Below are 25,436 nucleotides of genomic sequence, written 5' to 3'. Positions count from 1 at the left end.
GACGCATTACACCGAGCCGACGTTAACCGTATCTTAAGGTGCGGACCCGCCAGGAAAATCCAGGGTCACGCCCAGGCCACGGCCATCCAGGCCGCTACCGAACGCCAGCGCGATCCCATGCAGGTCGGCAATGCGCCTGACGATGGACAAGCCTAGTCCGCTGCCCGATTGCTGCTGCCCCAGCACCCTGAAAAAGCGCTCGCTGAGGCGCTGCCGGCTGGCCTGGTCCACGCCGGGCCCGTTGTCACGCACGCTGATGCGGGGCCGGCCCGCGTGGCGTTCGGCCACCAGCTCGATGCGGCTGCCGTCGGGGCAATAGCGCAGCGCATTGTCGAGCAGGTTGCGCAGCACAATCTCGAGCATGGCGGGGTCGGCTTCGACCGAGTCGAGCCCGCAGCGCACGGCCAGCGTCATGCCGCGCGCCGCCGCCTCCTGCGCATGGGCCGCCAGCAATTGATCCAGCACCGGCGCCAGCATCACGGGCTGGCGACCCACTTGCCCAGGCGCCAGCGGGTCCAGCCGCGCCAGGGTCAGCAGGCTGTCGACCAGGGCTGTCACGCGCGCGATATCGCGGCGCAGCTTCTGGAACGGCGCGGCCAGGTCGGGATGCTGGCGCTGCAGCAGTTGCACATGCATATGCAGGCCGGCCAGCGGCGTGCGCAGTTCGTGGGCGGCGTCGGCCGTAAAGCGGCGCTCGGACTGCAGCGCCGTGTCCAGCCGCGCCAGCACGCCGTTCAGCGCCTGCACGATGGGCAGCAACTCGCGCGGCTGGCCGGCCAGTTCCACCTGCGCCAGGTCGCTGGGACTCTTGCCGGCAATGCTGGCGGCGGTCGCGCGCAGCGGCTTGAGCACCCTGCCCGTCAGCAGCCAGCACGCCAGCGCCAGCAGCGCCAGGAAGCCGGCGATCGGCAGCCACAGGTGCTCGGCCAGTTCCTCCAGGATATCGTAGCGCTTCTTGTACTGCTGGCCCACCTGTACCTCGAAATGGCGCTCCTCGTCGCGTATCACGAACACGCGCCAGCGGCGCTGTTCCACTTGTGGGTCGGCAAAGCCGTGGCGGTCATCGAAGTCCGTCACGAACGGCTGCGCAGGCGCCCCGGTGCTGCGCTGCACCACCTTGCCACCGGCCACGATCTGGTACTGCATGTCAACCTTGCGCTCCGGCTTGCCGTCGGGCCCATCCGATCCCTGCGCGCGCGCCAGCAGGCCGCGCTGCTGCCAGTCGGTGGTGGCGGCCATCAGCATCTGGCCCGATTCCTCCAGCGCATCGTCGAACACCTCGTTGGTTTCATGCCAGGCGATCATGGTGACGATGCCCAGGCTGGCCAGCCACAGCACCGTGCTGGCGGCCACAATGGCGGCCAGCAGGCGCCGCCGCAGCGACCAGGGCTTGGCTTCCAGCTCAGGCCTGGCTGTCATCGTGTTTCAGCCGGTAGCCCAGGCCGCGCACGGTCACGATGCTGTCGGCGCCGAATTTCTTGCGCAGGTTGTGGATATACACCTCGATGGCGTTGCTTTCCACTTCATCGCCCCAGCCATACAGCGCTTCCTCGATCTGCGCGCGCGCGACGATGCTGTTTTTTCTCAATAACAAGGCATGCAGCACATGGTATTCGCGCGCTGTCAGCGCCACCGGCTGGCCGTCAAGGCTGGCCTGCCTGGTTTCGATATTGAGGGCGATGCCAGCGTGCGACAGCGCATTGCTGACCTGGCTGGCGCCGCGCCGCACGGCGGCCCGGATGCGGGCCGACATCTCTTCCAGCTCGAACGGTTTCACCAGGTAATCGTCGGCGCCCAGGTCCAGCCCCTCGACCCGGTCGGCCAGGGCATTGAAGGCGGTGATCAGGATCACCGGCACGGCATTGCCGGCGCCGCGCAACTGCGCCAGCAAGGCGTCGCCGCTCATGCCGGGCAAGCCGCGGTCGAGCAGCACGCAGTCGTAGTGATGGGTCATCAGGGCCGTCTGTGCGGAGTCGCCGCGCTCGACCCAGTCGACGGCGTGCTGGTCCAGGCGCAACCAGGCCAGGATGGTTTCACCGAGGGAGAGATCGTCTTCGGCAAGCAGGATACGCATGGGAAGTTTCCAAAAAAGTCAGCCGCCAGTATGGCCCGCCCAGTGTGGAGGGGCAAGATGAATGCCATCTTAAGACGCCAAACATTTTATGTTGTTTTTAATTTTAAAATACAACATATGTTGTTAATTACTGTTGGCAACCCTATACTTGCGCTTCCCTCCTTGCCGAAAGCGCCGCCATGAGCCATGTCTTCCACCGCAGCCTGACCGCCACCTACCCCACCGCCGTTGCCGGCGACGGGCCCTACCTGATTGATGCCGACGGCAAGCGCTACCTGGACGCCTGCGGCGGCGCGGCCGTCTCCTGCCTGGGCCATTCGGACGCGGCCGTGATCGCCGCCGTGCAGCGGCAGGTGGCCGGCATGGCTTATGCGCACAGTTCGTTTTTCACCAGCGAGCCGATGGAAGCACTGGCCGATTTCCTGGTCGCCCGGGCGCCGGCCGGCATAGCCAGCGTGTATTTTGTGTCGGGCGGTTCGGAAGCCGTGGAAAGCGCGCTGAAACTGGCGCGCCAGTATGTGGTCGAGCGGGACCAGCCGCAGCGCCGCCATATCATCGCGCGCCGCCAGAGCTATCACGGCAACACCCTGGGCGCGCTGGCCGCCGGCGGCAACGCATGGCGCCGCCAGCAGTTCGCGCCGCTGCTGATCGATGTCACGCATGTGGCGCCCTGCTATGCGTATCGCGACCAGCTGTCCGGCGAAACCGATGGCGACTATGTGGCGCGCCTGGGCCGCGAGCTGGAAGAACGTATCATGGAGCTGGGCGCGGAAAACGTACTGGCCTTTATCGCCGAACCGGTGGTAGGCGCCACGGCCGGCGCCCTGCCCGCCGTGGCCGGCTATTTTGCCCATATGCGCGCCATCTGCCAGCGCCACGGCATCCTGTTCATCCTCGACGAAGTGATGTGCGGCATGGGCCGCACGGGCAGCCTGTTCGCCTGCGAGCAGGAAGGCGTGACCGCCGACCTGATCTGCATCGCCAAGGGCCTGGGCGCCGGCTATCAGCCGATCGGCGCCGTGATGGTATCAACCACCATCCGCGACACCATCCGTGATGGCACCGGTTTCTTCCAGCACGGCCACACCTATATCGGCCACGCCACCGCCTGCGCAGCGGCGCTGGCGGTGCAGCAGCAGATCGAACGACGCGATTTATTGGCCAATGTGCGCGCCATGGGCAATCTGTTGAAAGATCGATTGGTCCAGCGCTTCGGCGAGCATCCGCATGTGGGCGATATCCGCGGCCGAGGCCTGTTCCTGGGGCTGGAACTGGTATGCGACCGCGCGACAAAACAGCCGTTCGACCCGGCGCGGCGCCTGCACGCGCGCATCAAGGCGCAAGCCATGCAGGCCGGCCTGATGTGCTACCCCATGGGCGGAACCATCGACGGCCAGCACGGCGACCATGTGCTGCTGGCGCCGCCGTATATCATCGACGGCAGCCATGTGGACGAGGTCGTCAACAAGCTGGGCAAGGCCATCGACAGTTGCCTGGCCTGATTGCCTCAGCCGCGCCCGCTTTTGCCCACCGTGGAAATCAGGCTGGCGCCGCAGGTGGTCTTGTGGCCTTCGAAGGCCACCGGCACGCCGCCGATCAGCACCTGCGGATCGCCTTCCGCAATCGTGCAGCGCACATGGCCCTTGACCGGACACATGCAAGGATCGCCCTTGCGCGCCACGGCCACTCCCAGCAACGTGCTGTTCGACGCCGCCCCCATCACCTTGCCGCCATGGCTGGTGGGGTCGTTCAGACGAATCACGCCACGCATGCCGCCTCCTGGCCCGTGTTCATTGCGAAAACCCCTGAAGATACTCAGGCGCATCATGCCGCAGCCCCCACCATGGCAGATACGCATGATTGCCACCGCGTGCGCGGAACCAGGGCTTGTCATATTGAATCGGCCGCACCACCGCTGGCGGCGCCACCACCAGCGCCACCGGCGACGTCAAATCGCTGGTGCCGGCCACCAGCACCGGCTTGCCGAAGTGATGCGCGTAAGCGATACCCAGCGCCACATTCGTCAAGGCCGTGCCGGCGCCTGTCTCGCCCAGCACGGCGGTCAGATTAAAACTTTGTTTCAGAAAATCGAACTCGGGTAGTTGCAAAGTCAAGGTCTGCGCCAGCGCGCCGATACGGTCCGATGAGTCTTTATTGGTATTGCCCGCATCGTGGATCACATAGCCAATGTCGGTATCGATTCTGCCCGCCTTGCCGGCGGCATCTTCGATGGCGGCCGTCCACGCCTGCACCAGCCGCGGCGGCTCGCCCTTTTTCAGCTCGAAGTCGGCGATGGATTTTGTGCTCGGATAGCCAAGCCACGCCAGCGGCGCCCGTTCGGTCTTGAAGTCAGGGCCAGCCAAGATCAGCAACACCAGGTTTTCATTGATCTGCCTGTCCTTGGGACGGCTGGGCGCATCCCAGTTCATGACCCAGACGGTTTCTTTGGGGTGGGCTTGCAGATAGTCGAGCGCGGCGGAAAGGGAGGTGAAGCCGGCGTTGGGGCCGCCCATGGTCAGGTGGACATCGGGGGGCGTAGCGTGCGTCCAAAGAGTTGGAGCATGGATGTTGCCAATGCTAAAAGTTCTTGCCACGCGTTTGCGAACGAATTCCATCGTCTCGACTGGATCCAGTTTTCCTTCTGGCAAAGCATATTCGATATGGATACCGGCCAGTTCGCGCCAGCGGGACTTGTCATCAGCGAAGTGAACATTGTAGAAGTATTCTGGATCGGAGTAATAAAATCCATGGAACAGGCTAATTAATCTACTGACATATTTTTCATGATATCCATCGAATGATTCCGAGCCATCATTGCCGGCAGCGATAGAACCGATGCTCTGAAGCCTAGAGTATTTTTCAGGTTTATCCTTGACCATTTCATCCCTTGGATTGGCTTTTACCAGCCCTAGTGTCCACAGCAATTGCCACTGCGTCGGATAGTCTTTCCGCTGCAAAGGATTCAGCCATTGCAAGCCGACCACCTGCGCGATGAACGGACCACTGCGCTTCACTGGCTCTTCCTGAACCGGTAAAGTCGCGCAAGCACAGAGCAGTAGCGAAACCAGCACCGCTGTCAATTTCTTCATTGCGAAAACCCCTGAAGATACTCGGGCGCATCATGCCGCAGCCCCCACCACGGCAAATATGCATGATTGCCGCCGCGCGCGCGGAACCAAGGCTTGTCATATTGAATCGGCCGCACCACCGCCGGCGGCGCCACCACCAGCGCCACCGGCGCGGCCAGATCGCTGGTGCCGGCCACCAGCACCGGCTTGCCGAAGTGATGCGCGTAAGCGATGCCCAGCGCCACATTCGTCAAGGCCGTGCCGGCCCCCGTCTCGCCCAGCACGGCGGTCAGATTAAAACTTTGTTTCAGAAAATCGAACTCGGGTAGTTGCAAAGTCAAGGTCTGCGCCAGCGCGCCGATGCGGTCGGACGAGTCCTTGTGCATATTGCCCGCATCATGGATCACATAGCCGATCTCGGTATCGATTCTGCCCGCCTTGCCGGCGGCCTCTTCGATGGCGGCCGTCCACGCCTGCACCAGCCGCGGCGGCTCGCCCTTTTTCAGCTCGAAGTCGGCGATGGATTTTGTGCTCGGATACCCAAGCCACGCCAGCGGTGCGCGCTCGGTCTTGAAGTCAGGGCCAGCCAAAATCAGCAACACCAGGTTTTCGTTGATCTGCCTGTCCTTGGGACGGCTGGGCGCATCCCAGTTCATGGCCCAGACGGTTTCCTTGGGGTGGGCTTGCAGATAGTCGAGGGCGGCGGAAAGGGAGGTAAAGCCGGCGTTGGGGCCGCCTGTGTTGAAGCGAACGTCCGGTGGAGTCGGCCGTGTCCAAAGTGTAGGAAAGTTGGGATTACCGATATCAAAAGTACCTGCAATGTAATCGCCCACAAAATCCGCCGCGTCTTTTATATCAAGCTTTCCTTCAGGAAGTGCATATTCCACGTGGATGCCAGCCAATTCGCGCCAGCGCGACCTGTCCTTGGCTGAATGAACGTTATAAAAATACTCGGGATCTGAAAAATACGGGCTACGAAACAGATTCATCACCTTGCGAATATACTTCTGATGATAGCCTCGAAACGTCTCTTCACCTTCATTTCCAGCGGCGACAGGCGAGATAGCCTGCAAGCTGGAATACTTCCCAGGGTTTGCCTTGACCATGTCATCGGCAGGGTTGGGCTGTACCAGACCTAACGTCCAAAGCAACTGCCATTGCGTCGGGTAATCACGACGCTGCAAGGGATTAAGCCATTGCACAGCAACCACTTGCGCCATATAAGGTCGCTTGACAGCTTCTGGCAACACAACCATGGTATTTAACGGCGTAGTAGTCGATGAGCGAAACCGAGCGCAGGCGGTGAGAAAAATTGATGCCAGCGGCACCAATAATGCGTACAAAAAAAACGTTTTCAACATGCGAATTCTCCATTCGAAATATTTTTTGAATAAAGTTATTAATAAAAAAATTATGGTGAATCAAGCAGCAAGATGTCAACCGTGCGCCATTTCGCCAGATGTGGGTCCGGCACTCGGCGCAGGATTTTGACGCCTGTCAATAATCAAACTTGGCATTGCCGCCTCACCAGACTGAGCTACCCAAGCCGAAATGGTCTTCCGACGAAATTTTCCTTCATTAAAATATTCCAGAAATTCAATTGCAGAGTTATCGTTTCCACCCCACTCCAACAATCGCCAATCCGCCATCACCCTCAACCTCCTCAGCGCCTGCGCCTTGATATTGCACACCCCCACCGGCACGTCATACGCCAATACTCTTTCCGCATGCAGGGGATTGGTCATGATGGTGGAATGGTCGGTGGCAAAAGCGCCGGCCTGGTTAGACATCATTTCCTCGACCCGCGCGCTGCGCCAAGTCATGTAGTCGGCGCTGGGCGTGGCGCGCGGCATTTCCTGCTCTACCTTTTTTCCAGCGGCGCTTTTCTCTTCCCGTATCGCCTGGGCGCGCAGTACCGCGCGCTGCTCGTAGCGCAGGCGCGCCTCGTCGTCGGCCGTGCCTTTGGCGATGTCCATGCGTTGCGCTTCCAGCCTTTTTTCCTCGCCTTGCAGGCCGCCGCGCGGAATTTCATGGTTGGCAAAATAATCGTCGTCCGGCGTGCGCTGCTTGCCGGCCTGGCGCGATTCACCGGCGGGGTCGTAGCCCTCGTCGAATTGATCACTCGCTACCCCGAAACGCAGGGACTGGGGCGTGAAGGGCGGCGCCAGGTCGGGCGCAGTCAGTTCGATTTTCCAGTCCTTGTCGGGCGAGGCATTGGTGGGGTTTTTGGACAGTTTGGTCAGCAGCATGAACAAGGGCGCAAAGCCGACCGTCAGGATGGCGGCAAACGCACTCTCGCTGGCCTCCTTGCCTTGCTTGATGGAGTAGGACGCATATTTCTGGTCCGGAAACCAGAAATCCTTGCCGCCCGGCGTGGGTTTGCGCCAATGATTGGCCCAGTAGTGATAACTGCCCTGCTTGCCCACCTCGAAACCCTGCGCAAACACGCGCTGCACATACACGCCTGCGGCATGGGTGGCCGCCAGCTCGGCGCCATCCAGGCCGCGCCAGCCGATGCCCTGGATGGCGATCGACGACACCACCACATCGTGCGGATTGCAATACACGGTGACGCGGCCGTACGAGGATTTCCTGCCGCCGCGCGCGGCACCGGCGATGCCATATTGTTCGCGGTCGGCGGCGGCGGAGAATCCGTGTTGCACATTGGCCGCCCAGTCGTCGAGGCGCTGGTCTGTTTGCACTTCAGCCAGGCTGGCGCGCTGGCGGATAATCTCGAAGAAGTTCTTCAACGTCTCGATCCGCGCCGCGACCGTCACCCTGCCCTTGCTGCCGTCCACCGCGCGCAGGTTGCTGCCGATCCAGTTTTCTGAAAAATTACTTTGCGCCAGGCTGTACGGCGAATTGCAGATCACGTAGTTATCGGCCACACAGGGAAACTTGCCCTCCACCGCCGGCAGATTCTTGCCCAGGAAAGCGGCCGCCATCGCCACCATCGTGCCCTGGCTGTGGCAGACGATGGTGACCGGCACGTCGGCCTGCTGCTGGCGTACCGCTTCCACCAGCTTGGCCAGGCGATACGCGGCCAGCACGAAATACGGCCGCGGCGGGCAGCTGAACACCTGTCGCTCGGGGAACGGGTTCATATGCTGGATCGTGGTCCACAGGAACAGGGCTTCGCTCAGGCCCTCCTTCCACAAATCGGCCAGCGCGCTGCAGCCATTGGCAAACGGGCCGCCACCCCAGTAATCCTGTTCATTCAGGTAGATGCCCCGGCCATACTGTTGCAATTCCTCGCCCGAGGCCTTGTAGCCCCAGCGAAAGCGGATCACGGGCGAGAAAGTAGCGCTGTCGAGAATGAGATTATCGGCCGACATTTCGGGATTGAGAAAGCCTTCGTCCGTGATCTCCTTGCCATAACTCACCGGCGTCATTTCCCCGCCTTCCACGCCGTGATGCATAAGGTGATCGCAACTTCGCTTGAGGCGCTGGTTCAAGCCCCGGCACAAGCCCTCCTCGGCAGCCTGGTACCACTCGCCATCGGAATTGACGCCGTGCACGAAAATAATGATGCCCGGTAGCGGCAACTGCTGTACGGTCACCTTGTCGCTGTGTAAGTAATTGGCGCTGCAGGCAAACTCGCCGTGCAGGTCGACTTTCGGGTCGTCGCACAGCGGCGGGCGTGGATCAAAGGTCATGGTGTGCTCTCCTGGAGGGGGAATCAGGAACGGCGGCTGAAGAAAAAGCCTTTCAGCCGTTGCAAGTGGTCGGTCAGCACCTTGGGGCCGCGCCCGCCGGCGTCGCTCTTGCCAGTCAGGGCGCTGTCGTTTTCACGTTCGACGTGCACTTCCACGCCTTCGACCGGCATGCCGTCGGTGGCGCGCACCAGGCGCGGCATGCGGCCCAGGTCGCCTTCGCTGAAAACCGGCAACTCCGCCTTCATGCTGCCCGGACCATTCCAGTGGTGGCCGTCGGTCTTGATCGTCAAGGCGCCCGGCCCGCCCAGCTCGACCGCGCCGCCCGACAGTTTCAAATACGCGCCGCCGGTCGTCATGAAGGTGATTTCATCCTGCGCCATGCCGACCAGGCGCGTGCCGGCCGACAAGCGGATTTCCTTGGCGGCATCGGCCTGCAGCAGGTCATGCTGGCTTTGCAGCAAGAACTTGCCGTGATGGGCCACTTGCACGATGCCATCCTGGTGCGCAAACAGCGAGATGCCCTTGCCCGCGTTGAGATTGCAGTGCTGCGCCGCGCTCAGTTGCAGCTGCCGCAGGGCCACCAGGTCGATGTTTTCACCGGCATGGCCGGCGATGGTTTTGGGCGTGGAAACGGCCACGCCCTCGGGCGCGGTAATGCTGATCACCGGCTGGTCCGCCGCGATCGCGCTGGCCAGCGCCTTGCTGCCGGCAGGTTCCGGCGCCAGTGCCTGGTGCTGCGCGGCATACTCGCCAAGCGAAGTGAACAGTTCCAGACACTCTTTCATCAGCGCCACGTGCTCGCTGCTGTCAAGCTGCTTGCCGCCGGCGGCCAGCTGTTTCCAGCTTGTAATCAAGAGCGAGCGGGCCGTGCGCAGGCTGCCGCTGGCGTCGCTGCGCAATTCGAAACCGTCGCCGCGCTGCTGGCCGGCGCCGTCAACGCGCGGCACGCTCAAATGACCGAGGTTCAATTGCGTCGCAGCATGGTCGCTGGCCAGCTGGGCGCCGATCTGGCCCGGCGTATCGTCCAGGCACAGCTGATTGCCGCGCGTGCCGCGTACTTCGCGGCTGCGCAGGCCTGACAGATAGCGGTTGCCAGGCAAGCCGCCGCGCTCGCTCAAGCCGGGCGGCATGGCTACCGCGTTGTACAACTGGCCGACGATGATGGGCCGGTCCGGGTCGCCGCCGAGAAAATCGACCAGCACTTCGCTACCGACGCGCGGCAAGGTCACGGCGCCGCACTGCCGGCCGATGCCGGGGCCGTTGCCGGCCCAGCTCGACGCCACCCGCACCCAGGCCGAATCGCGCTCGCTGTTCGAAGCGCCCGAGCCGTTGGCATGTGCATGGTCTCTTGCGCGCGTGGCAACAAAGCGCAGCTTGACCCGGCCCAGCGCGTCGCAATGCACCTCTTCATTGGCTGGGCCCACCACCAGTGCGCTTTGCAGGCGCACCACGGGCAAGTCGCTGCGCGGGTCGAAAGCGGGCACGATGGCGACGCCGCGCCGCACGCAGCTGAAACGGTTGCGGTAACGCAAGGTCATGCCCTCCGCTGGCGGCGCCAGGCTGGCATCGATGGCCCATTGGTTCTGCGCAAACAGGCGGTCGATGCGCGCATCGAGTCCCTTCGGCAAGTTGTTGCTGGCTAATACCGTCAGGGACGTGATCACGAAACTGCGCTGGTCGACGGCGTGGCTGTCGATCTCCGCATGGCCTTGCAAGCTGAACCATTGCCCGGCGCAAAAATCGCGCACGCAGCCTTCGCCCTCGAAGCATTTGGTTTCCAGGTCGTGGCGCGCCATCGCCAGTTCGCCCAGCCGGGCGTGATCGTCGCTGCCGGCGCCGGCCTGCGGCATCTGCACGATGTAATCGTCCAGGGTGGCCGCCAGTTGCTGGCCGTTGGCGCCCTGCTGCGCCATGCCGTATGAGCGCGTATGCATGAATTGCGGATTGAGCGGGTGGGCCTCGTCCCAGCTGTGGCGGTCAAGCGTTCCCGGCTGCAAACGGCGCACGGCATTCCAGGCGGTGACGGTATCGCGCTGTTCGGTGGCGTCGTCGCGGTGATAGCGCACCAGACCGGCCGCGTTTTGCGGCAGCCGGCTGGCGTCATCGAACAGCAGCACCGTGTGTGCGGGAAAATCGTCGCCTTGCGCGCCCGGGGTGGCGGGCTGGCCGGGACAGATGCACCAGGCGATGCCACGGCGCCTGAGCAGGCGGCGGATAAAGGCCGCGTCCGATTCATTGTGCTGCATGGTGAAGTCGCGCGGCGGATGCTGGCGCGCCGCCAGCGCCGGCTCGATATCGAGCGCCAGGCTGGCCGCCAGGATGCCGTTGCCCTGGCGCCATTCCTCGAACAGCAGCTGCACGATCTGCAATTCGTTCTTGTCGAGAAACACGCGCGTATTGATGCGCTTGTCCATCAGCGCCAGCGCATCGCGCAGCACCAGCTGATACGTGGCCAGGCCACCATCGCTCTGGCCGGCCATCGCTTCGGCGACGATGCCGCACACGCTGCGCAGCGCGCCCCGGTCGGTCACGATCTGCAACTCGGCCGGCACGGCGATGAACTGCTTGAGCGGCAATTGGGCATCGGTCGCCACGCACAGGATGCGGTACTCGATGCCGCCACAGAGGGTTTCCGTGCCGTGGATGCGCTGCGGCAGCAGCACATCGTCATTGATGCCTTGCGCATAAGCCAGGCGCAGGCGCAGCGGCCGGTTGGCGGTAATCAAGGTTTTTTCCAGCGCCATCCATTGCGCAAAATCGTTGTCACTGTCCACGGCATGCCCTCCCATCATGGTCAAGATTTGCCATCTCAGGCGGAACCATCAAAACGCAGCTCGTAATGCATGTCGTCGCGGTCGGCCTGTGGCGGTTCGGTCAGCACAAAGGCATGCTGGCCCAGGCAGGCGCCATCGCCTAGCGCACAACCGCGCACGGCGTCGCGGCGCAGCACCAGCCGCACCTCGAAGCTGACGCACGGCAAGCCGAACAGCGCCAGCATCTGGCGCAGGACAAGCGCGCCCGGCCGGCCCGGCAGGAAGTCGTCATATTGCTCGCGCGACAAGGGTCCGAATACCAGGCGCAGGCGCAGATCGGCGCGCCGACAGCGCTCGCCCAGCATGGCGCCGCCGCCCAGCACGGCGTTGCTGCCCGCCAGCCGCGTATGCTCGTGCGGCGCGCGGGTCACCCAGGCAGCAATAAAACGCTGCAACCGTACGTCCACGCCGAAATATTCAAACAGTACCGCCTGCATCACTTCGGCCGTGGCCGGCCGGTGGCGCAGCAAAGCCGCGTAATGGGCAATCACGTGCGCGGGCAAACTATCGGACTGGTGCGCCAAGGCACCGGGAGCGACGCCGGCCAGCGCCAGTTGCAACGGCAGGAAGTCGCCGCCATCGGCGTCGCCCTGGCATTCGATGCGGTAGCGGGCCCAGGCTTGGTAAAACAAGCTCAGCGCACGCTGTGACAAGCCATCGAGCCAGGCGCGCGGGCCGCTGTCGCCCGTGTCGCGTTCATGGCGGTCGATGGTATCGGTGTAGTGCAGCGGCAAGTTGCCGTGCAGGCCCAGAAAACCGATCATGGCCGCGCGCACATGCAACCGGCCCTCGTCATCGGCCCAGCAGTGTTCGATCTGGCCAGGCGCAAACGCCAGGCTGGCGCTGCCGTGCAGGTGCAGGCCGTGCCCGAATATCCGGTCCGCTTCCACTCCCTGTTGCGCCAGCCAGGCCGCCAGCAGGCGCAGCGCCTGGAAAAAATCGAAGCACCCGGGCCGCGCCAGCAACTGCGCAATCAAATCAGGAATAACGTCAGGGTTCAGACCAGGGTCTGGCTTCCATTGCGGGGCAGGCAACATAGCAACTCCTTTCCGCTCTGGTGCGACAGGACGATCAATCGGGTATAGCTGGCAAGGTGAACATATAGCCCGAGAAAATGTTCGATCACTTGCGCGAACGCATGCAGGCCGCTGCCGGCAAAGGCGTCCTCGTCCACCGTCAGCACGACCTCGATGCCGAACACCAGGCTGCCGCCCGCCTCGTCGGCCAGCCAGGTGCTGGCGGGACACTGGCGCAAGCCGATAATGCCGGCGATCTGGCGCGCGGCGCTGATAGAACCCGGCAAGTTGTACAGCTCCAGGATTTGCTTGAAAACCGGCAAACCCTGCTGGCCCAGCGACTGGTGATTCAGCGACAGCTGGGCAATCAGCCGCCAGTGAGCCGGCGCGCCCGAGGCAAAGCGGCAAGGCGCGCCGGGCTTGCGCAACAGGCGCACCGGCAGGCTGCTGGCCGGCCCTTCGTGGCGCAGGTCGCCACCCGGCGCGCCATAGGCCAGGCGGGTCGGCCAGTCTCGGTTGCTGCAGGTGAGATTGATCGACACCGTCTGCGTGCTGTCGTGCAGCGGCGCCATGGCGCTGTCGACAAAGGCGATGCGCATTTCATAGCCGGGATGGCTCAGCGCCATGACCTCGTCGCGCCGCGTCAGCCAGTAGCGGCCCCGCCGCCCGCCGGCCTCGCCGTGGCGCATCGAATACAAAGGGAAATAAGTGTCCGGCGCCGCACCCTGCCCACTGCCACCGAGCACGCGCACGCTGTCGACGCTGTAGATGTCATGGCCATGCGCCTGCCGCACGGACGGCAGCAGCGGATAGTCGGCGCTGGTGTGCGTCAGGCGCAGCGGATTGGCCGCCTGGGCAAACAGATTGACGACCGGCGTGCAGCCGGTCAGCAAGTTGCGCTTTGATAATGGCCGCAGGATGCGCGCGATAGCGGAGTCGGCATGCACATCGGCCAGCAGCAAGTGCACGCTGCAGCGGCGGCAGTCGTCCGGCAGCAGCGCAAGGATCGGCGCCAGCCCGATATCGATAAAGTTGAATTTCTCGGGAAAGGCAAAGTATTCGGTCAGCAGGCGGTAGGCCGGGTGCCCAGTGGCCTGGAACGGGATCAACGCTTCGCCTGGTGCAAAGCCCACCGCCGCGACCGGAATCTGCTCCAGCGCCAGCCAGCGTCCTTTCCCGGCGCCATCGACGATCTCGACGCAGGCGCCGCGCACGCGCAGAAACAGGGCGTCGCGCAAGCTCGCGCACAAGGCCGGTTCGCCATCGAGGAACAAGCGCAGCGACGGCAGGGCCAGCTTGCCCAAGGCGGACACCGCGCCGGTGGCTTCGATGCCGATGCTGATGGCCGACCCCAGTTCGCTGGCCAGGCGCAGCGCTGGCGGCGCCGCCAGCACGGCCTGATAGCGCACGTCAAACAGGCGCAGCGGCGCGACCGTCACGTCCCACGCCGTGCTGAACTTGCAAGCCACGCCCTGCTGTTCCTGCGCATGCATGACAGTGCCGCGTGGAATCACAAGCGGGCCAATATCGTCATGGCCATCGCTGTCCACGCGGGCAATCGAGCACGACGGGAACGGCCGCAGATAATGCGGAAAATTCACGTCCAGCAGGGTATCGCTGAATTGGCCGAATGCATCGTCGAGCCGCTTGGCCGTGCGCGCATTGAACATGGCAAACGCCTGCAGCATGCGCGCCAAGTGCGGATCGCCGGGCTCGCCACCGGCCATGCCGAGCGCGCCGGCCAGCGCCGGATAGCGCCGCGCGAACGCCTGGTTATGCGCGCCCAGGGTGCCCAGTTCACGCTCGTAATACTGCAGCAGCTTGTCCATGACCGCCCTTTCCCATGCCAGGTTCCCCTTGCATTATTGGTGCGGTAGCCACCGTCAAAGTTGCGTTTAAACAAGTTTCTGGTGCGCACGTCATCATCTTGCACGGCAAGCCATCTTCATTTTTTATCAATAGGAATTGACTTATTCGAAACAATCGTTTTAAATCAGGAAGTTACTTAAAATCAATTTACTGCACATCAGGCCCTATGGAATTGCTCGATCCGGTGCTGCAGCCTGCGCTGCAAGATGACACCCTCAGCGCGCACTACGAAGTGCGCCGGCTGCTGGGCGAAGGCGGTTTCGGCCACGTGTACGAAGCGTGGGATGCCAAGCTGTGCCGCAGCGTGGCGCTCAAGCGTCTCAAGCAGCATGCCGACATGCTGCATCCGGAAAAGCTGCTCAACGAAGCGCGCCTGGCGGCGTCCCTGCGCCACCCCGCCTTCGTGCGCATCTTCTCGATCGACGGCGACGGCAAGAGCCAGTCCATCGTGATGGAACTGGTCGAGGGCCAGACCCTGGGACAAGTCATGCACGCAGCGGCCATGCCGCTCGACGCCGCGCTCGACATCGCCCAGCAGATCGCCGACGCGATGGACGAAGCGCATGCCATGGACCTGGTGCATGGCGATCTGAAACCGTCGAACCTGATGCTCGAAGCGAACGGCAAGGTGCGCATCCTCGACTTCGGCCTGGCGCGCCACCTCGATCCGCAGGCGACGCAAACCACCGCCCTGTGCGACCTGCAGGGCACGATCGCCTACATGGCGCCCGAGCGCCTGATGGGCCGCCTGCCCGACATGCGTGGCGACATCTACGCGCTGGGCGCCATGCTGTATGAAATGCTGGCCGGCCAGCGCCCGTTCCCGCACCTGAACGGCCTGGCGCTGGCCGCCGCCCACATGCAGACGAACGCCGTGTGGGCGGCCATGCCCTCGTCCGTGCCAGCGGCCATCGACGCGCTGGTGCGTTCGATGACGGCGCATGATCCGGTGGAGCGGCCGAGGACGATGGGGGGGATAAAGGAAGCGATCGCGGCGCACCGCAGCGGTCTGATATCGGCATCTGCCGCGGTCCCGACACCTGAAACCACATTGCCGCCCGCGCCCCCCACAACTGTTTCAATTCGAGTTCCAGTACCGCGCAAGCGCAGTTTGCAAATTGGTGCAGGGATTATAGCGTTGATGTTGTTACTCACTTGGCAATGGTCCAATATAGCACCTGCAGTAACAGCTTTAATCACTGGGAAAAAAGTGCCGGCACCATATTCCGAGGTAGAAAGTATGGCTGCGGGGATGAAGGCGTTACGTACCTTCGACCAACAAATTTCTCAATATCAGGCGCTGGAACATTTCAGCAAAATTCTCAAGCACAAACCCGAACATGCAGGTGCAAACGCAGGCACTTCGCTGGTATCCACATTACGCTATCTAGGCAGTGATCGCGATCCCACCTGGCTACAACGCGCAGATGTTACAGCGAAGCAAGCATTAATAACCGACGACCAGTTAGCCTTGGCGCATGTAGCGAAGGCTTGGGTGCTTGAGTACAAAGGAAAACACGATCAAGCTCAACAAGAAACGACTATTGCATTAAATTTAGAACCAAACAATTTTCTCGGATTGTATGGTAAAGCTCGACTGTTTAATCGTGCACAAAAATTTTATTTAGCAAAAGACATACTTGAGGCATCTTTACAAATCTATCCTGACAGTAGCCCGTTCATTTCTCTCCTAGCGCGCATACACTATAATCAGGGAAACTATATTGAGGCAGAAAAGCTTTTTAGAAAGGTAGTAAAATTAGAACCAGGATTAGCAAACGCATATGCCTATCTTAGTGCCACACTTGATCGTTTAAATCGCAATGATGAAGCGCTACAAATTCTACAACAAGGATTGCAAATAAATCCAGATTGGGAACTTTACACAAACTTAGGCAATGCACTATTTAATCGCGGAGACTATTTAGGTGCAGTTCAATCATTTAAAAATGCAGTCTCCGATAAAAAAGGAAGCCCCAATAATTATTTACTTTGGGCAAATCTAGCAGATGCTCAACGATGGGTTCCAGGCCAAATTGAACTTTCGCGCGAATCTTATCGCCAAGCCATAATACTTGCCAAATACGCATTCAAAAACATGCCTAATGACTTCAACATTCATTCTCGTCTGGCATTATATTCTGCGTATATTGGCTTGCGTGAAGATGCGTTAAAGCACGTGGCGCAAGCTATCAATCTTGCCCCTACTTTGCCAGATGTTCATTTTCGCGCAGCATTAACCTATGAATTACTAGGCAACCGCAACGAAGCAATAACTTCTCTCGCACGCGCCCTGGAGCGAGGCTACCCTATCAATCTGATCGAAGCAACTCCCGATCTGTTGGCACTGAGGCGAGATGCTCGCTATCAAAAACTACTTACTCACATCGAAAGAAAATAGAAAGATGAATTACGAAAAACCTTGGATGAAATTATCTGTTCACTTCGATGCAGATCAAATTACCAATGAACTGGACTACGCCTTTACCTCTTGTGATGGTAGCGCTGATCCTCGCCATGGGCCTTATATGGGAGGTGTACACTTTCAGCAAGGTCAGCATGTTTACCTAGAAATTAATTGCTGCGGCTCAAAAGAAAGTGGTTTTACCGGCTTTCAAATCGTCGATTGCTGCCTTATCAGCGTGCCTCAGTTGACGCAGATTGGTCCAGATTTACCCACACGCTACTCCATGCCGTCACCATTTCTGCAATCAGTGGGTGCAACATACCAACTGCCACTGGATTTTGAATCGCACTTACTGCCACAAGATCCGGAAATGCCTGACCTGCGCCGTATTCGTCAGGAATGGAAACACAATCTCGATATCGGGCAAAGCAAAGGCCGCTGGGAACTTGCATTTGTCATAACCGTACGCATTACCAGAGGTGAACAGGATCTGCCAGAATTACGTGTTTTTAGTTTTGACCCAGAAGCATCAGTAGGCGGCAACACTGATATGTAACAATTAGATAAATTCACTTTGTAAAAATCAATCATTTATGAATAATATGAAAGAACTTGATTTTTATGAGGTAGAGATAGTTTCCGGTGGAAATATGCCAGAAGCATCAGTGGGCGGCGATACTAGTCCAACATATACCACATTTTCAAATTTTTCAAAAATGCAAGAATTAGATGATAATGATTTAGAAGAAATATCAGGTGGAAATATTCCTGAAAGCTCGGTTGGCGATGCTTGGGGCATGGGTTAATTAAAACATTAACTCCATTCCAGGCAGCAGTCAAAATTTTCAGTTAAATTATTCTCTCAGCACCTCAATCTCAAGATAGAATCAATCGAATGGAAGAATTAAATTTAAATGAAGTTGACGAAGTATCCGGCGGCAACATGCCTGAGAGCTCAGTTGGTGGTGATACTGGTCCGAGATAAAATCTAAGAGATAAAAAAAAATAAAATTATTATTTCAATAGAAAATAATAATAAAAACTGAAACATATAAACATAGTCGACCTGATTTTTATCTCACAAAATTCAAAAGAAAGAAAAACAATATGAAAGAATTAGATCTCAAAGAAATAGAAGAAGTATCAGGCGGAAACTATCCGGAGGCTTCAGTTGGTGGCAAAGTAAGGCCGTGATTGCATGGTCATCGAGAACCATCATAAATTTTAATTTTTGGCAGAAGCCATGACTGAATTAAGTCAAACCAAAATTGAAAAATTTTGCGATGGAAAAAATATCTGAAAGCTTGGCTTTTCACATAAAACCCAGTAGAAAATTCAAGTTGCGATCAGGACTGACGATGCACGCTGTCTACTAAAATTCGATGTATGATTCAAACAACCAGAAGAAAAGAAAAATATATGCAAGAATTAAATATTAGTGAAATCGAAGAAGTGGCTGGCGGAAATTATCCTGAAGCTTCGGTTGGCGGACGCTTGGAAACCTAATCATATAAAAGCCTGATTTCACCCGCAACATTTAAAACGAATGGACAGTAATATGCAGGAATTGAAAATCAATGAAATCGAGGAAGTTTCTGGCGGCAACATGCCTGAAGGCTCAGTGGGCGGCGACACGATCCCACGGGGCATTTCAGCACCACCTGTCATCAACCTATAATGAAGTTTTGGAGAAAAACATGCAAGCATTAAGCATCGAGGAAATTGAAGAGGTATCCGGTGGCAACTTGCCTGAAAGCTCGGTTGGTGGCGAAAGCAACTGGTAAGGCTGCCTCAGATAATTTTGCCATTAAAACACAACAAAAGACATTAGTGCATCAACAAGCATGACCGATGGCATGTTAGTCAATGCGCTAGCATAAACAGGCATTTACTTTGTACCAAACACGGATTTGCGACGCAGGCTTCAGCGTGGCGTGCGCTCAACGAGCTTCGGCGATATTTTCTCTGAAGCTCGTGTTTCACCTGTTTCCGGCACACCGTGGCCGAGATCAATCCATTTATTGAAAAGCACTTATTTTGCGTGATCAACCCAGTGCTCCGGCGTCGCCAGCAACTCCCCCTCAAGCTGTCCAACCGCTGTTCCGCCAGCAAGCCCTCGAGCACCTGAGCAGCCGCCAATATGGCACGGTCATCCTGGCGCGTCCCGTCAGCCATCTGTTCCTGACCCTGCTGTTTCTGGGCATCGCGCTGGCCATCATCGCTTTTTTCATTTTCTTCAGCACCACCCGCAAGGCGCAGTCGCAAGGCGTGCTGCTGCCGACCAGCGGCGTGATTCGCGTCATGCCGGGCCAGTCTGGCGTGATTACCGAAGCGCGCGTGAAGGAAGGCCAGACCGTGCGCGCTGGCGAGGTACTGTTCGTATTGTCGGGCGAGCGCAGCAGCGCCAATGCCGGTGCGCCGCAGCAAGTGGTGTCGACCTTGTTGAAAAGCCGGCGCGACAGTTATGACGCGGAGCTGAAACAATCGAGCCTGCAGTCGCGCCAGCGCATGGCGGCCGGGCAACGCCGTGCCAGCGACCTCACGGCCGAGATCGCTCGCATGGAAGACCAGATCGTGCTGCAGCAGCGCCGCATTACCCTGGCCGAGCAATCGTACAAGCGCTACAGCGACCTGCACGTCACCAATTACATCTCGTCTGCCCAGTTGCAGGACAAGCAGGCCGAGCTGCTGGACCAGCACCAGAGGCTGGCGGAACTGCAGCGCATCAAGTCGGCCAGCGGGCGCGACCTGGCCAGCGCCGAAGCCGATGTACGCGACCTGGAGGTGCAGGCCCAGCGCGATGCGGAAAACCTGCAGCGTAACGCCTCAGAGATCGAGCAGGACCTGACCGAAAACGAGGCGCGCCGCGAGATCCTGGTACGCGCCGCGCAGGATGGCAAGGTCACCGCGATCACCACCGAAATCGGCCAGACGGTGGCCGCCAACAGCGTGCTGGCTTCGGTGCTACCGATGGGCGCGGAACTGGAGGCGGAAATCTATGCGCCATCGCGCTCGGTCGGCTTTATCAAGCCGGGCATGCAGGTGCTACTGCGCTACCAGGCGTATCCGTACCAGAAATTCGGCCAGTATCCGGCCCAGGTACGCGAAGTGGCCAGCACTTCGCTGCGGCCGGAAGACCTGGCCGTGCCGGGCGCCGTCAGTGGCACCAGTGGCGAACCGTTATATCGCATTCGCTTGCGCCTGCAGCGCCAGAGCGTGCAGGCGTATGGCGAAACGCTGCCTTTGAAGTCGGGCATGCTGGTCGATGCCAGCGTGCTGCTGGAACAGCGCCGCCTGTATGAATGGGTGCTGGAGCCACTGTTCAGCATTTCCGGGCGCCTGTAAAACTTCTTTTTTATTCTCTTTGTCTGCGCGCCATGCATCTCCCCTCTCTTGCTCATTTGTCTTTCTGGCGCAGCAATCGCCTGCCCGTGCTGCTGCAGACGGAAGCGGCCGAATGCGGCCTGGCCAGCTTGTGTATGGTGGCCAGCTACTGGGGCCACCAGATCGATATTTCCAGCATGCGCCGGCGCTTTTCCGTCTCGCTGAAAGGTGTCACGTTAAAAGGCCTGATGGCGATGGCACAGGGCCTGGCGCTGCATACGCGGCCGCTGAAACTGGACATGCAGCACTTGCCCGAACTGAAGCTGCCGGCGATTTTGCACTGGGACCTGAACCATTTCGTGGTGCTGCGCTCAGTCTCCGGCAGCCATGCGGTGATCCACGATCCGGCCGTCGGCGAACGCCGCCTGCCGCTGGCGGAAGTGGCGAAGCACTTTACGGGCGTGGCGCTGGAGCTGACGCCGACCGCCGCATTCAGGAAGGTCGAGGAAAAGCAGCAGTTTTCCTTGCTGTCGTTGATGGGGCGTGTGGTGGGCCTGAAACGCGGCCTGCTGCAACTGCTGGTGCTGGGCCTGGCCTTGCAGGTGTGTGCGCTGGTGGCGCCGTTCTACATGCAGTGGCTGGTCGATGAAGCCTTGCTGGCGGCCGACCGCGACCTGATCACGGTGCTCGGTTGCGGCTTTCTGCTGCTGGTGCTGATACAGACGGCGATTGGCGCCGTGCGCTCGTGGATCACCACCGTGCTGGCGACGAATCTGAATCTGCAATGGCTGGGCAATGCGTTTGCGCATTTGTTGAAGCTGCCCCTGCCGTATTTCGAGAAGCGCCACACTGGCGATATCGTCTCGCGCTTCAATTCGATCCAGACCATGCAGCGCAGCCTGACGACGCAATTTGTCGAAGGCGCGATCGACGGCGTGCTGGTGCTAGCCACGCTGGGCATGATGCTGATCTACAGTCCGCTGCTGGCCGGCGTGGCCTGCATCGCGGTGCTGCTGTACGTGCTGCTGCGCTGGAGCATCTTCAAGGCCCTGCGCGAAGCGACCGCCGAGCAGATCATCCACGCCGCCAAGCAGCAGACCCACTTCCTGGAATCGGTGCGCGGCATCCAGAGCATCCGCCTGTTCGGCCGCAATGAAGAGCGCCGCGCCAGCTGGATGAATGCGCTGGCCGACCAGTTCAATGCCGACCTGCGCATCGCGCGCCTGTCGGTGTCGTACCAGACCGCCAATACATTTTTATTCAGCGCCGAACGAGTGATCATTATCTGGATGGCCGCGCTGGCGGTGCTCGACAACCGTTTTTCGGTCGGCATGCTGTTCGCGTTTATCAGCTACAAGGATCAATTCAGCCAGCGCATGGCCAGCCTGGTCGACAAGCTGTTCGAACTGCGCATGCTGCGCCTGCATGGCGAGCGCGTCGCCGATATCGTGTTGACCAAGGCTGAAGAAGACAGCAACGACGTGGAAATCGACATCGACCATATTTCGCCATCGATCGAGATCCGCAACCTGGCGTTCCGCTACGCCGACAGCGAACCCTATGTGCTGAGTGGGCTGAACCTGACGATACCGGCCGGCCAGTGCATTGCGGTGACCGGCCCGTCCGGCTGCGGCAAGACGACCCTGATGAAACTGCTGCTGGGCCTGCTGGAGCCGACCGAAGGCGAGATACTGATCGGCGGCGTGACCCTGGCCAACCTGGGCATGAAGAACTACCGGCAACTGCTGGGCACCGTGATGCAGGAAGACAGCCTGTTTGCCGGCTCGATCGCCGACAATATCAGCTTCTTTGCGCCGTCGCCGAACCCGCAGCAGGTGCAGGCCTGCGCGCAGCTGGCGGCCGTGCACGGAGAAATTGCCGCCATGCCGATGGGCTTCAATACCCTGGTGGGCGATATCGGCAGCGGCCTGTCGGGTGGGCAGAAGCAGCGCATCCTGCTGGCGCGCGCGCTGTACTGCAATCCGAAACTGCTGGTGCTGGACGAAGCGACCAGCCATCTGGATGTGTGGAACGAACAAGCCGTCAATGCGGCGATTCAAAAGATCCAGCTGACGCGCGTGATTGTTGCGCATCGGCCGGAAACGATTGCCATGGCAGAGCGGCTGGTGGTACTGCAACAAGGGAAAATAGTGCAGGATGTGATGCAGGAGACAAGAGAGTCTGCGTGATCAGTACCGGCTGACATGGGAAACGCTTGCCTGTCTTTTGCAATTTGGAAATTTCTCCAGTCTTCATATACAAAATCAACTCAGCAAGTTAATATTATTCTTGGTAAGTGAGCAATACTTACCTATACAAATACCCAAGTTAAAAACCAGCGAGGAAAATATGCAAGAATTAAATTTTGATGAAGTAGAAGAAGTGTCTGGCGGCGTCATGCCTGAAAGCTCGGTCGGCGGTACGCTGGACGTAGGATAACGTTACATAAAGGACGATGTCATGCCACACGCATCGCCCTACCCTTAGATTTCATAGAGCACAGTCCATAAGCATGTGCTACCTCTTACCATAACACTGCAGCAAGTACAGCTTATGCGGATGGTGCCTTCAATGCACCATTTGGCATCATTCGAAAGCCCATACATGTCCGTCCTGAAACCGCTTGCCGGTCTGCTCTGCCTGTGCCTCGCCGCCAGCGCCGCGCACGCCCAGCAAGCCCCGGACGATGCGGTGACGCCTTACCGTCCTTCCGTCTCCAGCCCGGCACAACTGCCGGTACCAGGGCAGCTGGAGCTGGAGCTGGGTGGCCTGCACACCAGGCTCGATGATGACCGCCGGGCCAGCCTGCCCTACACCGTCAAGCTGGCTTTCAACGAGACCTGGGGCGTGTTGCTGGGGGGCGAGGCCTTTGTTTCCGAGCGGGACGGCGGCAATGGGCGCAACCAGGGGCTGGGCGATACAACGATCGAGCTCAAGCATGCTTTCCTGGTCAGCCCGGCCACGGCCTTCGGCGTGGAACTGGGCGCCACGGTGCCGACGGCGCGCAAGGTGATCGGCAGTGGCAAGGCGGACTACAGCGTCAATGGCATCTACAGCCAGGATCTCGCCAGCGTGCATATGGACAGCAATCTGAACGTGACGCGCATGGGCGCCGCCGATGCCGGCGAAGGGCGCGTGCAGACGGGCGCTTCGGTGTCCTTGTCGCTGCCGCTGGACGAACATTGGGGCGCCACGGGCGAGCTGTCCGGCACGCGCCGGCCAGGCGCCGACAGCACGGCCCAGGTTCTGTTCGCCACCACCTACAGCCCGACCAGACGGCTGGCAATCGACTTCGGCGTTGCGCGCGGACTCAATCGCGCGTCACCCAAGTGGTCGTTCTTCAGCGGCTTTGTGATGCCGCTGGCGCGCCTGTGGTAAAGCTGCCATCACCGGCAGCGGGCCTCGCCGCCACATTCAACGCCAGTTGCTGCGCCTGCGCCACGATGCGGCCCACATACCAGCCAGTAAACACATCCACCTCCATCGGCCGCGCAAACCAGTAACCCTGCGCCTCATCGCAACCGGCCTCGCGCAAAAAGGCCAGCACCGCCTCGTTTTCCACGCCCTCGGCCACCACCCGGTGGCCCAGGTCCTGCGACAATGAAATCATGGCTTTTACCAGGCCCTGCTGGCGCGGGTCGCTTTCCAGTTCGCGGATAAAGGACTGGTCGATCTTGACCACGTCGGCCGGCATGCGCTGCAAATAGGCCAGGCTGCTGTAGCCGGTGCCGAAGTCGTCGACCGCCAGGTGCACGCCGCTGGCGGCGATCGCCTCGAGCGTCGCATGCGCCCGGGCCGGCTGCTCCATGATGGCGCTTTCGGTGATTTCCAGTTCCAGGCAGTCGCGCGGCAGGCCGCGCCGGTCCAGCGCTTCGGTGATGCGGGCGGCCAGGTCGGTTTCAAGCAGGTTGGCGGCCGACACGTTGAGCGACAGCTGCAAGGCCATGCCCGCCTCGCGCCACGCCCGTTGCTGCTCCAGCGCCGTTTCGAGCACCCAGGCGGTGGTGGCTTGCGCCAGGCGCGAGCGCTCGATGAAGGGGATGAATTCGGCCGGGCCGATGGCGCCCAGGGTCGGGTGGTTCCAGCGCAGCAAGGCTTCGGCGCCCACGCACAGGCCGCTGGCGATGTCGATGCGCGGCTGGTACACCAGGCGCAGCTGGTCGCCGCTGGCCAGGGCCCGCGCGAAGTCGCCCAGCAAGGTGAAGCGGCGGCGGTACAGCCGGTCTTCATGCGCGGAATACACGGCCACATGGCTGGCTCGTTCAAGCGCATCCTGGACCACGCTTTGCGCGCGGCGCAGCACGCTCAGGCAATCGGCCGTGCCCACTTCGAACGGCGCCACGCCAACCGCAGGCGTGGCCACGAAACTGGTCTTGATGGAGGCGATGGCGCCGGCGATTTTCGCTTCGATCACCGGCAGGCAAGCGTCGAGCGTGATGCCGGGCGCCGCCAGCAGCGCGAACTGGGTGGTGGCCACGTGGTAGACCTTGCGGCCATCGCCGAGCTCGTCGCGTATCCAGGCGGCCGCGTCGTTGACCAGTTCGTCGAGGTAGACCGAATCCATGGCGCGCGCGGCGTGCGCCAGTTGTTCCGGCGTGGCCAGGTTGATCAGGATGGCCAGGCGCCATTCGCCGCTGGGGCGGTCTTTTTGCATGTCCTCGAAATCTTCGATGAACTGGGTGCGGTTCGGCAAGCCGCTGACCGGATCGACGCGCCCGATCGCATGCATCATCTCGATCTGCGCCATCACCATGCCGGCCAGGTCCTGCAAGCTGCCCAGCTCTTCCGGCGTCGTCTCGCGCGGCGCGGTGCCCAGCACGCACAAGGCGCCCAGGCAATGGCCATCCTGCGTGATCAGGGGCGCGCCCGCATAATAGCGCACGCCGCCGGCGGCCAGCGGGCTGTCGCGATAGCCGGCGTCGGCCAGCAGGTCGGCAATCACCAGCACGTCGCGGCTGTCGGCCACTGCGCCGCACGGCGCCTGCATGCGCGGTATCGAGGTGTGCTCGACGCCGACGCGCGACTTGAACCATTGGCGGTTGGTATCGGTCAGCGACACGGCGGCGATCGGCAGATTGAAAAAGCGCGCCGCCATGCGCGTAATGCGGTCGAATGCCTCGCTGGGCGGCGTGTCGAGCAGATTGAGCTTGCGCAGCGCCTGCAGGCGGCGCGCTTCGGTGATATGGCAGGAAATGGTCATAGGTTGGGC

At 60.5% G+C, this 25,436-nt stretch carries 18 protein-coding genes; 8 read left to right on the top strand and 10 right to left on the bottom strand.

Annotation, left to right across the window (positions count from 1 at the left end; all coding sequences use genetic code 11):
• Positions 1-33: 33 nt before the first annotated feature.
• Positions 34-1,419 carry an ATP-binding protein gene (locus tag ACP7B7_RS01355; protein ID WP_426075519.1) on the bottom strand — a complete coding sequence of 462 codons (1,386 nt, stop codon included), beginning with the start codon at positions 1,417-1,419 and terminating at the stop codon, positions 34-36.
• Entirely contained in the window at positions 1,403-2,074 is a 672-nt protein-coding gene (locus ACP7B7_RS01350; protein ID WP_426075518.1) for a response regulator, read from the bottom strand. Before ACP7B7_RS01350 ends, ACP7B7_RS01355 begins: the two co-directional genes overlap by 17 nt.
• Before the next feature lie 179 nt (positions 2,075-2,253).
• On the opposite strand from ACP7B7_RS01350, the gene ACP7B7_RS01345 reads away from it, so the two are divergent.
• A complete protein-coding gene (locus ACP7B7_RS01345; RefSeq protein ID WP_426075517.1) occupies positions 2,254-3,576 on the top strand; it encodes an aspartate aminotransferase family protein in 1,323 nt (440 codons plus the stop codon).
• A 5-nt stretch (positions 3,577-3,581) separates the two neighbouring features.
• Here the strand turns inward: ACP7B7_RS01345 and ACP7B7_RS01340 are convergent, their stop codons facing one another.
• The 7 genes from ACP7B7_RS01340 to tssF form a co-directional block, all read right to left on the bottom strand.
• Positions 3,582-3,845, bottom strand: a complete 264-nt coding sequence (locus ACP7B7_RS01340) for a PAAR domain-containing protein (RefSeq protein ID WP_426075516.1) — start codon at positions 3,843-3,845, stop codon at positions 3,582-3,584.
• A 19-nt stretch (positions 3,846-3,864) separates the two neighbouring features.
• Positions 3,865-5,163, bottom strand: coding sequence for a hypothetical protein (locus ACP7B7_RS01335; protein WP_426075515.1), 1,299 nt, complete (start codon positions 5,161-5,163; stop codon positions 3,865-3,867).
• Positions 5,160-6,503: a hypothetical protein gene (locus ACP7B7_RS01330; RefSeq protein ID WP_426075514.1), complete on the bottom strand. Its 1,344-nt coding sequence runs from the start codon at positions 6,501-6,503 to the stop codon at positions 5,160-5,162. The genes ACP7B7_RS01335 and ACP7B7_RS01330 overlap by 4 nt, the downstream gene beginning before the upstream one ends.
• Before the next feature lie 75 nt (positions 6,504-6,578).
• Complete coding sequence (locus tag ACP7B7_RS01325; RefSeq protein WP_426075513.1) at positions 6,579-8,798, bottom strand: T6SS effector phospholipase Tle3 domain-containing protein; 2,220 nt, start codon at positions 8,796-8,798, stop codon at positions 6,579-6,581.
• A 23-nt stretch (positions 8,799-8,821) separates the two neighbouring features.
• Entirely contained in the window at positions 8,822-11,572 is a 2,751-nt protein-coding gene (locus tag ACP7B7_RS01320; protein ID WP_426075512.1) for a type VI secretion system Vgr family protein, read from the bottom strand.
• A 35-nt stretch (positions 11,573-11,607) separates the two neighbouring features.
• Positions 11,608-12,648, bottom strand: a complete 1,041-nt coding sequence (gene tssG / locus ACP7B7_RS01315) for a type VI secretion system baseplate subunit TssG (RefSeq protein WP_426075511.1) — start codon at positions 12,646-12,648, stop codon at positions 11,608-11,610.
• Positions 12,609-14,456, bottom strand: coding sequence for a type VI secretion system baseplate subunit TssF (tssF, locus tag ACP7B7_RS01310; RefSeq protein WP_426075510.1), 1,848 nt, complete (start codon positions 14,454-14,456; stop codon positions 12,609-12,611). Before tssF ends, tssG begins: the two co-directional genes overlap by 40 nt.
• Before the next feature lie 206 nt (positions 14,457-14,662).
• Between tssF and ACP7B7_RS01305 the strand changes: the two genes are divergently transcribed.
• The 7 genes from ACP7B7_RS01305 (at position 14,663) to ACP7B7_RS01275 (ending at position 23,605) form a co-directional block, all read left to right on the top strand.
• The gene (locus tag ACP7B7_RS01305; protein ID WP_426075509.1) at positions 14,663-16,897 is read left to right on the top strand and encodes a protein kinase domain-containing protein; all 2,235 of its coding nucleotides are present in this window, start codon (positions 14,663-14,665) and stop codon (positions 16,895-16,897) included.
• A 4-nt stretch (positions 16,898-16,901) separates the two neighbouring features.
• Entirely contained in the window at positions 16,902-17,459 is a 558-nt protein-coding gene (locus ACP7B7_RS01300) for a hypothetical protein (protein WP_308925075.1), read from the top strand.
• Between the two features lie 46 nt (positions 17,460-17,505).
• Positions 17,506-17,709 carry a hypothetical protein gene (locus ACP7B7_RS01295; protein ID WP_426075508.1) on the top strand — a complete coding sequence of 68 codons (204 nt, stop codon included), beginning with the start codon at positions 17,506-17,508 and terminating at the stop codon, positions 17,707-17,709.
• A 771-nt stretch (positions 17,710-18,480) separates the two neighbouring features.
• Positions 18,481-18,687, top strand: coding sequence for a hypothetical protein (locus ACP7B7_RS01290; RefSeq protein WP_308925072.1), 207 nt, complete (start codon positions 18,481-18,483; stop codon positions 18,685-18,687).
• Between the two features lie 253 nt (positions 18,688-18,940).
• Complete coding sequence (locus ACP7B7_RS01285) at positions 18,941-20,248, top strand: HlyD family secretion protein (protein WP_426075507.1); 1,308 nt, start codon at positions 18,941-18,943, stop codon at positions 20,246-20,248.
• Between the two features lie 32 nt (positions 20,249-20,280).
• Entirely contained in the window at positions 20,281-22,416 is a 2,136-nt protein-coding gene (locus ACP7B7_RS01280) for a peptidase domain-containing ABC transporter (RefSeq protein WP_426075506.1), read from the top strand.
• Positions 22,417-22,831: 415 nt separating this feature from the next.
• The gene (locus ACP7B7_RS01275; RefSeq protein ID WP_426075505.1) at positions 22,832-23,605 is read left to right on the top strand and encodes a transporter; all 774 of its coding nucleotides are present in this window, start codon (positions 22,832-22,834) and stop codon (positions 23,603-23,605) included.
• Here ACP7B7_RS01275 and ACP7B7_RS01270 read toward each other — a convergent pair.
• Positions 23,568-25,427 (bottom strand): sensor domain-containing phosphodiesterase, encoded by a 1,860-nt coding sequence (locus ACP7B7_RS01270; RefSeq protein ID WP_426075504.1) that lies wholly within the window; start codon positions 25,425-25,427, stop codon positions 23,568-23,570. The genes ACP7B7_RS01275 and ACP7B7_RS01270 overlap by 38 nt on opposite strands.
• Positions 25,428-25,436 lie beyond the last annotated feature (9 nt).

The sequence above is a fragment of the Janthinobacterium sp. PSPC3-1 genome, from assembly GCF_049896105.1.
In the GTDB taxonomy this organism is placed as follows: Bacteria; Pseudomonadota; Gammaproteobacteria; order Burkholderiales; family Burkholderiaceae_D; genus Janthinobacterium.
This window is presented reverse-complemented; position numbering and strand designations above follow the sequence as displayed.

Excerpts from the sequence above, each read along its gene's own strand:
- ACP7B7_RS01355 (WP_426075519.1), bottom strand. The coding sequence starts at position 1,419 with ATGACAGCCAGGCCTGAGCTGGAAGCCAAGCCCTGGTCGCTGCGGCGG.
- ACP7B7_RS01350 (WP_426075518.1), bottom strand. The coding sequence starts at position 2,074 with ATGCGTATCCTGCTTGCCGAAGACGATCTCTCCCTCGGTGAAACCATC.
- ACP7B7_RS01345 (WP_426075517.1), top strand. The coding sequence starts at position 2,254 with ATGAGCCATGTCTTCCACCGCAGCCTGACCGCCACCTACCCCACCGCC.
- ACP7B7_RS01340 (WP_426075516.1), bottom strand. The coding sequence starts at position 3,845 with ATGCGTGGCGTGATTCGTCTGAACGACCCCACCAGCCATGGCGGCAAG.
- ACP7B7_RS01335 (WP_426075515.1), bottom strand. The coding sequence starts at position 5,163 with ATGAAGAAATTGACAGCGGTGCTGGTTTCGCTACTGCTCTGTGCTTGC.
- ACP7B7_RS01330 (WP_426075514.1), bottom strand. The coding sequence starts at position 6,503 with ATGTTGAAAACGTTTTTTTTGTACGCATTATTGGTGCCGCTGGCATCA.
- ACP7B7_RS01325 (WP_426075513.1), bottom strand. The coding sequence starts at position 8,798 with ATGACCTTTGATCCACGCCCGCCGCTGTGCGACGACCCGAAAGTCGAC.
- tssG (WP_426075511.1), bottom strand. The coding sequence starts at position 12,648 with ATGTTGCCTGCCCCGCAATGGAAGCCAGACCCTGGTCTGAACCCTGAC.
- tssF (WP_426075510.1), bottom strand. The coding sequence starts at position 14,456 with ATGGACAAGCTGCTGCAGTATTACGAGCGTGAACTGGGCACCCTGGGC.
- ACP7B7_RS01305 (WP_426075509.1), top strand. The coding sequence starts at position 14,663 with ATGGAATTGCTCGATCCGGTGCTGCAGCCTGCGCTGCAAGATGACACC.
- ACP7B7_RS01300 (WP_308925075.1), top strand. The coding sequence starts at position 16,902 with ATGAATTACGAAAAACCTTGGATGAAATTATCTGTTCACTTCGATGCA.
- ACP7B7_RS01295 (WP_426075508.1), top strand. The coding sequence starts at position 17,506 with ATGAAAGAACTTGATTTTTATGAGGTAGAGATAGTTTCCGGTGGAAAT.
- ACP7B7_RS01290 (WP_308925072.1), top strand. The coding sequence starts at position 18,481 with ATGAAATCGAGGAAGTTTCTGGCGGCAACATGCCTGAAGGCTCAGTGG.
- ACP7B7_RS01280 (WP_426075506.1), top strand. The coding sequence starts at position 20,281 with ATGCATCTCCCCTCTCTTGCTCATTTGTCTTTCTGGCGCAGCAATCGC.
- ACP7B7_RS01275 (WP_426075505.1), top strand. The coding sequence starts at position 22,832 with ATGTCCGTCCTGAAACCGCTTGCCGGTCTGCTCTGCCTGTGCCTCGCC.
- ACP7B7_RS01270 (WP_426075504.1), bottom strand. The coding sequence starts at position 25,427 with ATGACCATTTCCTGCCATATCACCGAAGCGCGCCGCCTGCAGGCGCTG.